1 protein-coding gene is annotated in these 12,591 nt (G+C 69.3%); it reads right to left on the minus strand.

Features of this window, described 5'->3' with window-relative positions; all coding sequences use genetic code 11:
• Positions 1-42: 42 nt before the first annotated feature.
• On the minus strand, positions 43-12,591 hold a 12,549-nt coding region (locus GC106_RS20320; protein ID WP_173132893.1), incomplete at its 5' end, for a type I polyketide synthase.

Consider the following 12,591-nt stretch of genomic DNA (forward strand, 5'->3'; position numbering starts at 1 on the left):
CAGTGTCCACGTGCTCTCCCCCAGGAGATCGAGTCGGCGGCGTCACGGCGTCTCGAGTTCGTTGTCGAGGATGTCGAACAGCTCGTCGTCGCTGGCCGACACGACATCAGTGGATACGGACTCGTCGTCTGGTGCCTGCGTCAGCCCGGCGAGCAACCGCTGTAGCCGGTCCGCGACCACCGTTCTGGTCTGTTCGTCGGCCGACAGCCGCGCGACGGCCTCCATCAGCCGGTCGAGCTCACCGATCGCCTGATCTCCGCCCGCCGTGCCCAGCCGCCCGTTCAGGTACTCGGCGAGCGCGGCCGGCGTCGGGTAGTCGAAGATCAGCGTGGCGGGCAACCGGATGCCGATCTCGGCGGTCAGCCGGTTGCGCAACTCGACGGCGGTCAGCGAGTCGAATCCCGAGTCGAGGAAGCCGCGTGCGGGATCGACGGCGGTGGTGGACGCGTGGCCGAGGACAGCTGACGCGTGACCACGCACCAGGTTCAGCAGGGCTCGTTCCCGATCCGGTCCCGACATGCCCGCCAGATCGGGAGCGCCGGATCGAGGCGCGGCCGGCCGGATCAAGTCCCGCAACAGTGGTGGAACCGTTGCCCCGGCGCGCATCGCGGCCAGGTCGAGCGACACCGCGGCCGCAAGCGGCTCAGGCAAGGCCAGTATCGCGTCCAACAGCGACAGTCCTTCCGCGGAGGACAGCGGCACCACACCGGATCGGGCTATCCGGCCGACATCCGTACCGTCGAGATGACCGGTCATGCCGCTGCGTTCGGCCCAGAAGCCCCACGCCACCGACGTGGCGGGCAGCCCGAGCGCGCGCCGGTGGTGCGCCAGCCCGTCAAGGAAACCGTTGGCGGCCGCGTAGTTACCCTGGCCGACGCTCCCGAACAGCCCGGCCGCCGCCGAGAACAGCACGAACGCACGCAACTTCCGGTCACGTGTCAGCTCGTGCAGATGCCACGCGGTGTCGACCTTCGGCCGCAGCACGGTGTCGATCTGCTCCGGCGTCAACGACGTGATCACGCCGTCGGCCAGCACACCGGCCGCGTGCACGACTCCGGTCAGGTCGGGAATGCCCGCCAGCAGACCCGCCAGTGCCTCCCGGTCAGCGGTGTCGCAGCTGACCACCCTGATGTCGGCGTCCACCTCCACAAGATCACCGGCTTCGCCGCCACTTCGGCTCACCAGCACCAACGACCGGACGCCGTGCGTCTCGACCAGATGCCTCGCCACCAGTCGTCCCAACGTGCCGGTGCCACCCGTGATCAGGACGGTGCCGTCCGGCCCGAACACCGGCTCCCCCGTCCGGTCCGGTGTGGCGGTGATTCGCGCCAGACGCGGCACGTAAGCCTTCCCGGAGCGGATCGCCACCTGCGGCTCGCCGGAGGCGACCACGTCGTCCAGCAGCGACGCGGGCACCTCCGCGCTGTCCGTGTCGACCAGCACGAAACGGTCGGGATGCTCGGACTGGGCCGAGCGGACCAGACCCCACACCGCGGCGCCGACGAGGTCCGACACGTCCTCGTCGACGGCGACGGCGCCGTGCGTCACCAGCACCAGCCTGTCCGAATCGGTCGACTCGACGTGGGCCCGCAGCAACTCGACGACTTCATGCACGGTCGCGTGGGTCGCAGTGACTACACCGTCCACATCAGACACAGTGTGGCGTACGGTGTAGTCGCCTACCTGCCCGGCACCCAGCGGGAGCCCTCGCCACCCCACCCGCCACAGCGCCCGGCTCGGTGTTTCCGCGGTCGAAACGGGTCGCAGCGTCAAGGATTCCACCGACAGCACGGCCCTGTCCGACTCGTCCGTGGCGGCGAGCGAAACACCTCCGTCCGTCGGCGACAACCGCACCCGAAGCGACGAGGCGCCCTGCCCGTGCAACGTGACTCCTCGCCACGAGAACGGCAGCATCGGCTGCCCGGAACCGCCGCCGAGCGAGCCGACGGCGATCGCGTGCAGTGCCGCGTCCAATAAAGCGGGATGGATCGCGAACCCACCGGAGCGTGCGCCTTCCGGTAGCGTCACCTCGGCCAGCACGTCGTCGCCGCTGCGCCACGCCGCCCGCAGCCCTTGGAACGACGGCCCGTACTCAAGACCGGTGTCCGCGAGATCCCGGTAGAGGTCGGCCGTGTCGATGGGAGTGGCGTCCTCGGTCGACCACGCCACCGGGCCGGGCGTCCCGGCGATCGGAGCGAGAAGGCCGGTCGCGTGGCGGGTCCACGAGCTTCCACCGTCCACTGTGGAATGCAAGGTGATCGGTCGCCGGCCGTCCTCGTTGGGGCCGCCGACGGACACCTGCACCTCGACCGGCTGGTCCTCGGGCACGGTCAGTGGCGCCTGGAGAGTCAGTTCCTCCACACCAGGGCACCCGACCTCACCACCGGCCCGCGCGGCCATCTCCACGAACGCAGCCCCCGGCAGTACCACGTTGCCCAGTACGCGGTGATCGGCCAGCCACGGGTGTGTGGCCACGGCGATCCGACCGGTCATCAGCACACCATCGCCGTCGGCCAGTGTGATGACCGAGCCGAGCGGATGGTCGGTACGGCCCGTGGCCGGAGCCTGACCGCCCGTCAGCCAGAAACGCTGCCGTTGGAAGGCATAGGTCGGCAGCGGCACGAGCCGACCCGCCGAGACCGCTGGGCGCCAGTCGACCGACACGCCCCGCACGTACGCCTCGGCGAGCGACGTCAGCATCCGGTGGTGGCCTCCGTCGTCGCGGCGCAACGACCCGAACACCACGGCGCCGGCATCCGTCGAGTCGATGGTCTCCTGCACGGGCACCGCCAGGACGGGATGCGGGCTGATCTCGATCAGGAACCGATATCCCTCGGCGAGCAAAGCCCGGGTTGCCCGTTCGAACTCGACGGTCTGCCGCAGGTTTCGGTACCAGTACTCGGCGTCCAATGTGGCCGGTTCCTCGCTTGCGGTGGAACAGAACCACACCGGTGTGTGCTGCGCGGTGACGGATGCCAGATCGGTGAGCAGGCGGTCCCGGATCTCCTCCACCTGCGGCGAATGCGACGCGTAGTCCACCGGAATCCGCTTCGCGCGGTCCTGGAGCGCCAACAAGGTCTCCAGCGCGCCGGGATCGCCGGACAGCACAGTGGAACTCGGGCCGTTCACGGCCGCGACCGACAGGCCGTCGACGAGTCCGCGGACTTCGTCGACCGGTAGCGGCACGGACACCATCCCGCCGCGACCGGCCAAGGCGGCCAATGCTTTGCTGCGCAGTGCGACCACCCGCGCGGCGTCGGCCAACGACAGCGCCCCGGCCACGCAGGCGGCCGCGATTTCGCCCTGGCTGTGCCCCACGACGGCGTCTGGTCGCACACCGTGCGCCTGCCATACCTCGGCAAGCGAGACCATCACGGCGAACAGCACCGGCTGCACCACGTCCACTCGGTCCAGTGCCCGTGGGTCGCGCAGAACCTCGAACAGGTCCCAGTCGACGTGCGCCGCCAAGGCCGCCGCGCACTCACGCATGCGTTCGGCGAACACCGGCGACGTGTCGAGCAGGTCCAGCGCCATCCCCACCCATTGCGAGCCTTGGCCGGGGAAGAGGAAGGCCACCTTGCCCGTCGGTATCGCCTCGCCGCGTACCACTCCGGCCACGGGCTCGCCGGCGGCCAACGCGGTCAGCCCGAGCCGCAACTCTTCCGTCTCGTCCGCGACGAGCACCGCCCGATGGTCCAACGGCGACCGAGTGGTGGCGAGTGTGAACGCCACATCGTTCCGGTCGGAATCGACATGGGCCAGCAGACGCGCGGCCTGGTCGCGCACTGCCTGGCTGGTCCGTCCGGACAGGACCCACGGAACCGCCGCGCCCGGCTTGGACTCGACGCCAGGCACGTCGGCGGTGTCGGGCTCCTCGATGACGACGTGTGCGTTGGTGCCGCTCATCCCGAACGACGAGACGCCCGCGCGCCTCGGACGCCCGGCCCGGGGCCATGACAGGTTCTCGGTGGCCAGCGCCACCGCGCCGGTGGACCAGTCCACGTGCGACGTCGGCTCGTCCACGTGCAACGTCTTGGGCACCACCCCATGCCGCATCGCCATGACCATCTTGATCACACCGGCCACGCCGGCGGCGGCCTGGGTGTGCCCGATGTTCGACTTGATCGACCCCAGCAGGAGCGGCCGCTCGCGATCCTGACCGTAGGTCGCCAGCAACGCCTGTGCCTCAATGGGATCGCCGAGACTGGTGCCGGTTCCGTGTGCCTCCACCGCGTCCACGTCGGCCGGTGCCAGGCCGGCGTTGGCCAGCGCCTGGCGGATCACGCGTTGCTGCGCGGGCCCGTTGGGCGCGGTCAGCCCGTTCGTGGCACCGTCCTGGTTGGTCGCGGTGGAACGCACGATCGCCAACACCGGATGGCCATTGGCCCGCGCGTCCGACAACCGCTCCACCAGCAGCACGCCGACACCTTCGGCCCAACCGGTGCCGTCGGCGGCCGACGAGAACGCCTTACACCGGCCGTCTGGTGCCAACCCGCGCTGACGGCTGAACGCCGCGAAGGCGTCCGGACTCGCCATCACCGTGGCCCCGCCCACCAACGCCATGTCGCACTCGCCCTGCCGCAACGCTTGCGCCGCGAGGTGAAGCGCCACCAAGGAGGACGAGCACGCCGTGTCGATCGTGACCGCGGGTCCTTCCAGCCCGAAGGTGTAGGCGAGCCTGCCGGAGACGACACTGGTGGCGTTCCCGGTCAGCAGGTGGCCTTCCATCCCGTCTCCGGACCGGCGCAGGTCGCCCCCGGCGTAGCTCTGGTACCCCGCCCCGACGAACACCCCGGTTCGGCTGCCCCGCGCGGATTTCGGCGGGACACCGGCCCGTTCGAACGCCTCCCACGTCGTCTCCAGCAGGAGACGCTGTTGCGGATCCATGGCCACCGCCTCACGCGGCGAGATGCCGAAGACGTCCGCGTCGAAGTTCGCGGCGTCATACAGGAATCCACCGTGACGCGTGTAGGAGCGACCGGCGCGGTCCGGATCGGGGTCGTACAGGTCGTCCAGGTCCCAGCCACGGTCGACGGGGAACTCACCGATGGCGTCCCCACCGGACTCGACGAACTGCCACAACCGGTCCGGCGTGTCCAACCCGCCCGGGTAGCGGCAGCTCATCGCCACGATCACGATGGGGTCCTCCGCGTTGCCCGCGCCGTCCGGCACCACCGGCCCGGCCGCCGAAGCCGACGATCCGAACAGTTCGTCGCCAAGGCGATCGGCCAACGCTGTGGGCGTGGGATGGTCGAACAGCAGCGTGGCGGGCAGGCGCAGGCCGGTGGCAGCGGCCAGCCGGGTACGGACCTCCACGGAGGTCAGCGAATCCAGGCCCAGCTCGCCGAGGGAACGGTCCGCTGGGATCGTGTCCGACGAGCGGTGTCCGAGCACCGCCGCGAGCACGTCCCGGACGAGATCCACCATGGCGCGCTCACGTTGCGGGCCGGACAGTTCGGACAGCCGACGCCGCAGCTCCGGCTGGTCGTCAACGGGTTCGTCGACCGGCCTGGCCTCGGGAACGCCGCTGATCAATGGGCGCGGCCGTGCCGAGGTGAACAGCGGCGCGAACACGGCCCACTTCACGTCGGCCACGACGACCGTGGTCTCGTCACGGTCCAGCGCGTGGCGCAGCTCCGCCAGTGCCCGATCGGGCGCCATCGCGGGCAATCCCTGCCGGGACAGGTTTTCGGCACCTTCGTCGGCCATGCCGCCACCGGCCCACGGTCCCCACGCCATCGATGTCGCGACGAGCCCTTCGGCACGGCGTCGCTCGGCGAGTGCGTCCAGATAGGCGTTGGCCGCGGCATAAGCACCCTGGCCGCCGCTCCCCCACACTCCGGAGACGGACGAGAACAGCACGAACGCGTCGAGATCCCGGTCGCGGAGCAGCTCGTGCAGGTTGGCCGCACCCAGTACTTTCGCCCTGGTCGTTTCGGTGAACATCTCGGCGCTCGTGTCCACCGTCGAGGAGAAGGTGCTGACGCCCGCGGCGTGGAACACCGCAGTCAGCTCCGGCAAGCCGTTCAGCAACGTCGCGAGCGCGGCGCGGTCCGCGACATCGCATGCGGCGGTGGTCACCGGGATGTCGAGTTCCGTCGCCCATTCGGGGTCCGTCCCGTGCCGGCTGACCAGCACCAGGCGCTCCGCGCCCGCACCGGCGAGCCAGCGCGCCACGTGCCTGGCGATACCGCCCGTGCCGCCGGTGATCAGCACTGTGCCTCTCGGAGACCAGGTTCGCTCGGCCCCGGCGGTTGCCGCCCTGCGCAGTCGGCGGACGAAGACACCAGAAGCCCTGATCGCGAGCTGGTCCTCGTCCCGCCCGGACAGCACGGCCGTGAGTCGCTCGATCGCCGTGTCGTCCAGCGTCGACGGCAGGTCGACAAGGCCGCCCCAGCGCCGCGGCTGTTCCAGGCCGAAAACCCGGCCGAGCCCCCAGATCATCGCCTGATCCGGGTCCACGGGGCCGTCGGAACGGTGCGCCGCCACCGCGCCACGGGTGGCCAGCCACAGCGGCACGTCCAGCTGGGCCTCGGTGAGCGACCGGATCAGCGCGAGTGTCTGGTTTGGACTGTTACACAGGGCGAGCACACCGGTTGGCCGGGCGTCGCGCAGGAGAGCCGCGTCGGCCTCGGCGACGATCCGCACGCCCTTCGCTGCCAGCCGGTCGAGATCCGTGCCAGGCGGAGCCACGATCACCCACCCGGCCAGTGACATCGGAACACCCTGGTCCGCCAGCGGTTCCCACCCGATTTGATAGCGCCATCCGGCCACAGGCGACTCCGGACGGGACTCCGGCCAGTACGGTTGGCGCTGGAACGGGTAGGTCGGCAACGCCACCCGACGGCGTTGACCAATCACCGCGGCGATGTCGACCGCGGCCCCGCGTACGTGCAGTTCGGCCAAGGCGCCGAGCAGTGTCTCGGTCTCCGCGCGGTCCCGCCGCATCAACGACACCGCGGTCACCTCGTCGGGCTCGGGCACACAATCCCGGACCATTGCCGTGAGAACGCCGTCGGGGCCGAGCTCGACGAAGGTGGTCACGCCGTTGTCGAGCAACCACCGGGTCGCGTCCTGGAAACGAACCGCCTCCCGTGCGTGGCGAACCCAGTAGTCCGCGGAGACGGCATCGATGGGCGCACCGGTGAGATTGCTGATGATCGGGATGTCCGGCCGCCGGAAGGACAGTCCGGCGGCGATCCGGCCGAACTCGGCCAGCATCGGGTCCATCCGGTGCGAGTGGAAGGCGTGACTCACCCGCAGCGACCGTGTCTTGCGTCCCTGCCCCGCCCACTGGCGCGTGATCGCCGTCACGGCGTCCTCGTCGCCGGAGATCACCGTGGCCGTCGGGCCGTTGACCGCCGCGATGGCGACCCGCTCGCCGAGCCCGTTCAGCGACGCGGCGACCTCGTCCTCGGATGCCTCGATGGAGGCCATCGCTCCGCCGTGCGGCAGCTCCTGCATCAGCCTGGCCCTGGCGACCACCAGCGCGCACGCGTCCGCAAGGGACAGTGCACCTGAGACATGCGCGGCCGTGATCTCACCGACCGAGTGTCCGAGTACGTAGTCCGGCCGCAGCCCGTATCCCTCGGCCAGCCGGAACAGGGCCACCTCGATGGCGAACAGGGCGGGCTGGGTGAACTCGGTCTGGTTGATTCGCTCGTCTGCCTCGCCGAGCACGACCGTGCGGATCACCGGATCCATGTGCCGGCAGACGTCGTCAAACGCCTCGGCGAAAACCGGGAAGGTCTTGTACAGCTCCTGTCCCATGCCCGGCCGTTGCGCACCTTGGCCGGTGAACAGCACTGCCGTGCCGCCCTGCGGCCGCACTTCCCCGCGGATCACCGTGCTGTCGGGGCTGCCGCGATGCACGGCCGTCAGTCCGCGCCGGAGTCCGTCCCGGTCGGCGGCCACGACAACCGCGCGGTGATCCAGGCGCGGACCGTGGGCCGCCAGTGAGTAGGCCGCGTCCGCCAGATCCAGCTCGGGATCGGTGTCCACAAGCGACAGCAACTGCGCCGCCCGCGCCCGCAGCGCCGGTTGCGTCTTCGCCGACAGAAGCCACGGCCAGGCTGGCAAGTCGGGTGCCGGGGCAGGCTCGGCGTGTTCGGCCGGTGGTTGTTCGATGATGGTGTGAGCGTTGGTACCACTGATACCGAACGACGAAATCCCCGCCCGACGCGCACGACCAGTCTCAGGCCACGGCCGCTGACCGACCACCAGCTCCACCGCACCGGATGCCCAATCAACATGCGGAGTCGGCTCGTCAACGTGCAGAGTCCGCGGAACCACGCCATGACGCATCGCCATGACCATCTTGATCACACCGGCCATCCCCGCAGCAGCCTGCGTATGCCCGATGTTCGACTTCACCGACCCCAACAACAACGGCCGCTCACGATCCTGACCATAGGTCCCGAGTAGCGCCTGCGCCTCGATCGGATCACCCAGCCTGGTACCTGTTCCGTGCGCCTCCACCACATCGACATCAGACGTGGACAAACCAGCACTAGCAAGCGCCTGCCGAATCACCCGCTGCTGCGACACACCACTCGGAGCCGTCAACCCATTCGACGCCCCATCCTGATTCACCGCCGAACCACACACCACCGCCAACACCCGATGACCATTAGCCCGAGCATCCGACAACCGCTCAAGAAGCAGCACGCCGACACCCTCACCCCACCCGGTGCCATCAGCGGTTGAAGAAAACGCCTTACACCGCCCATCCGAAGCCAACCCACGCTGCCGACTGAACGCGACGAAAGCTGCCGGGGTCGCCATCACGGACGCACCTCCGGCGACCGCGAGCGAGCACTCGCCCTGCCGCAACGCCTGCGCAGCCAGATGCAACGCCACCAACGACGAGGAGCAGGCCGTGTCCACTGTCACCGCAGGGCCCTCGAACCCGAAGGCGTAGGAGAGACGACCGGACAGCACACTGGCGGAACTGCCGGTGGTGAGGTAGTCCTCGCCGCCTTCCGGCGTCGCCGCGACGAGGGTGGCGTAGTCCTGGCCGTTGGTTCCGGCGAACACCCCGACTCGGCTGCCGCGGACGGCACCCGGGTCGATCCCGGCCCGTTCCAGCGCCTCCCAGGTGCACTCCAGCAGGAGGCGTTGCTGCGGGTCCATCGCCGTCGCCTCGCGTGGGCTGATTCCGAAGAAGTCGGCGTCGAACCACTCGGCGTCGTGGATGAAGCCACCCTCGCGGACATAGGTGTGTCCTGGCTGTCCGGGCACGGGATGGAAGATGGCGTCCGTGTCCCAGCCTCGGGAGGCCGGGAACTCCGTCATCACGTCCGCGCCGGACTCCACCAACTGCCACAGCTGCTCCGGTGTGCGCACACCACCGGGGAATCGGCAAGCCATCGCCACGATCGCGATCGGCTCGTCCGGTGCGCGGGCCGCAGTGGGCACAACAGCGTCCGGCGAACTGGCGTCACCGGTCAGTTCCGCACGGAGATGGTCGGCGAGCGCGACGGGAGTGGGATGGTCGAACACGACCGTGGTCGGCAGCCGGAGCCCGGTCGCGGCACTCAGCCGGTTGCGTAGTTCCACGGCCATCAGGGAGTCGAACCCGAGTTCCCGGAAGGCTTGCCGCCCGGCAACCGGCCGGTCCGTGTCGTACCCGAGCACCGCGGCAGCGTGGGCACTGACCAGGTCGAAGAGTCGCGCCGGATCGGCGGCCGGAGTCTCTGGTCGCCGCGCCGGGGCAAGGTCCCGCAGTGGTGCCGGTACCGGGCCGGAAATGACTGTCGTGTCGAGTTTGAGGGGGACGAGGACGGCCTCGTTCCGGGTGAGGGCGGTGTCGAACAGCCGAAGGGCTTCCGCTGTGGACAGTGGCAGAATCCCCGAACGGGCCATGCGAGCCCGGTCGGTTCCGGCCAAATGTGCCGTCATGCCGCTGGCCTGTTCCCAGAACCCCCACGCCAACGACGTCGCAGGCAACCCCAACGAACGACGACGCTGCGCCAGCGCATCCAGGAACGCGTTCGCCGCCGCGTAGTTCGCCTGCCCAGCGCTGCCCAACACACCCGCCGCCGAAGAGAACAACACAAACGCCGACAACTCAAGGTTCGCGGTGAGTTCGTGCAGATTCACGGCGACGTCGACCTTGGACCGGAACACCCGGTCGATCCGCTGGTCGTCCAACGCCCTCAGGACGCCGTCGTCCAGCACGCCCGCGGCGTGCACCACCGCCGTGAGATCCGGAATTCCGGTGATCAGCGACGCCAGTGCGGCCCGATCGGCGGCATCACACGCCACCACCCGAACCTCAGCACCCAACCCCGCCAAATCACCCGCATCACCACCACTTCGGCTGACCAGCACCACGGAACGAACACCACGCTCCGCGATCAAATGCCGGGCCACGATCCTGCCCAGCACGCCGGTACCACCCGTGATCAGAACAGTGCCACCGCCGAAGTCCGGGGCGTCATCGGACGACTCGCGCATCAGCGCGTCCAGCCTCGGCACCCGCAGCTCACCACGACGCAACGCCACCTGCGGCTCACCCGAGGCCACCGCGGTCGGCAGCGCCCGCTGGGACGCTTCCGTGTCGTCGCAGTCGACCAGCACCACGCTGTCCGGGCTCTCCAACTGTGCTGCTCGCACAAAGCCCCAGACCGCCGCCATCACCGGATCAGGAGCGGCGTCACGATCATCCACAGTGACCGCACGCTCGGTCACCACCACCAACGTGTCTGTTCCCCGATCCGTCCGCAAGACGTCCAACAGCCGCGACACCGCAGCCCGAGCGGCCCCGGGCGCATCCCCTACATCTCCTGGCCGAACACGCTCCACCGTCACGCCTGCGGGCAACTCCGGCACCGGCGCCACGCCCGGTAACCGGCCCCAGCCAATCCGGAACAGGGAGTCATGTCGTTCGACCGTGGCCGGCCTGTCCGAGGTCAACCAGTACCGCTGCCGTTGGAACGCATACGTCGGCAGGTCGACCAGCCGGGCGTGGGGAAAGACCTTGGCCCAGTCGGGCGCGGCGCCATGGACGTACGCCTCTGCCAACGAGGTGAGGAACCGTCGCAGTCCGCCGTCACCGCGACGCAACGATCCGACGACGGCCGCGTCGGACTCGGCCGCGTCAATGACGTCCTGAATCCCCGATGTGAGAACAGGGTGCGGGCTCGTCTCGATGAACAGGTCGGTCCCGTTCGCCAGTGCGGCACGCACAGCGGGCTCGAACTGAACGGTCTGGCGAAGGTTGCGGTACCAGTAGTCAGCGGTGAGCTCGGCGGTGTCGATCCGCTCACCGGTCACGGTGGAGTAGAACGCCACATCCGCTGTGCTGGGCGCGATCCCTGCCAAGTCGGACAGCAACTGGTCCTGGATCGCCTCCACCTGCGCCGAATGCGACGCATAATCCACGGAGATCCGTCGAGCACCCTCCACGGTGGCCAGCAACCGTTCCAGGGCTACTGGATCACCGGAGACCACTGTGGAGTTCGGCCCGTTGACCGCGGCCACGGACAGTCCTTCGTCCAGCCGCAGTTCGTCAGCGGGAAGCGGGACGGACCCCATGCCACCCCGGCCGGCCAGCACCTTCCGGATCACCCGGGAGCGCAAAGCCACCACACGAGCACCGTCTACCAGGGACAAGCCACCGGCCACGACCGCGGCCGCGATCTCGCCCTGGCTGTGCCCCACCACAGCGGAAGGAACAACACCGTGGGATTGCCACACCTTCGCCAGCGAGACCATCACGGCCCAGAGCACGGGCTGAACCACGTCGACCCGCTCGAGCAACGTTTCGTCAGCGAGCACGTCCGGCAACCGCCAGTCGACGAACTCGGCCAAGGCCGCCGCGCACTCGGTCATTCGCTCCGCGAAGACCGGAGAACACGCCAGCAGCTCCTGGGCCATCCCGACCCACTGTGAACCTTGACCAGGGAAAACGAACACGGCCTTGGCCGGGCCGGGACGTGCGCTGCCCATGACGGCGTGCGGTGTCGGTCGGCCGTCACCGACGAGCTCCAGTGCGTGCAGCAACTCGCCGCGGTCGGCCGCGACGATGGCGGTTCGGTGTTCCAGTGCGGCGCGGCTGGTGGCCAAGGACAGGCCGATATCCGCCTGGCTGAGCTCAGGGTTCGCGTTCACGTGGGACGCCAGTCGGCGGGCCTGTGCGCGTAGCGCCTGCTCGGTCCGACCGGACAGCACCCAGGGACCGGCGAAAACGTCCTCCGTACCAGCCCGGTCCGGGTCGGCAGGACCGGCCGGTGGCTGTTCGATGATGGTGTGGGCGTTGGTACCACTGATGCCGAAGGACGAAATCCCGGCACGGCGAGGCCGATCGGTCTCCGGCCAAGGCCGCGACTCAGTCACCAGCTCCACCGCACCGGATGTCCAATCAACGTGCGGTGTTGGCTCGTCAACGTGCAGAGTTCGGGGAACCACGCCATGACGCATGGCCATGACCATCTTGATCACACCGGCCATCCCCGCAGCAGCCTGCGTGTGGCCGATGTTCGACTTGATCGACCCCAACAGAAGCGGCCGCTCACGATCCTGACCATACGTCGCGAGCAACGCCTGCGCCTCAATCGGATCACCCAAAGTCGTCCCAGTCCCGTGCGC

Origin of the sequence: Kibdelosporangium persicum, assembly GCF_013280595.1 — a bacterium.
In the GTDB taxonomy this organism is placed as follows: domain Bacteria; phylum Actinomycetota; class Actinomycetes; order Mycobacteriales; family Pseudonocardiaceae; genus Kibdelosporangium; species Kibdelosporangium persicum.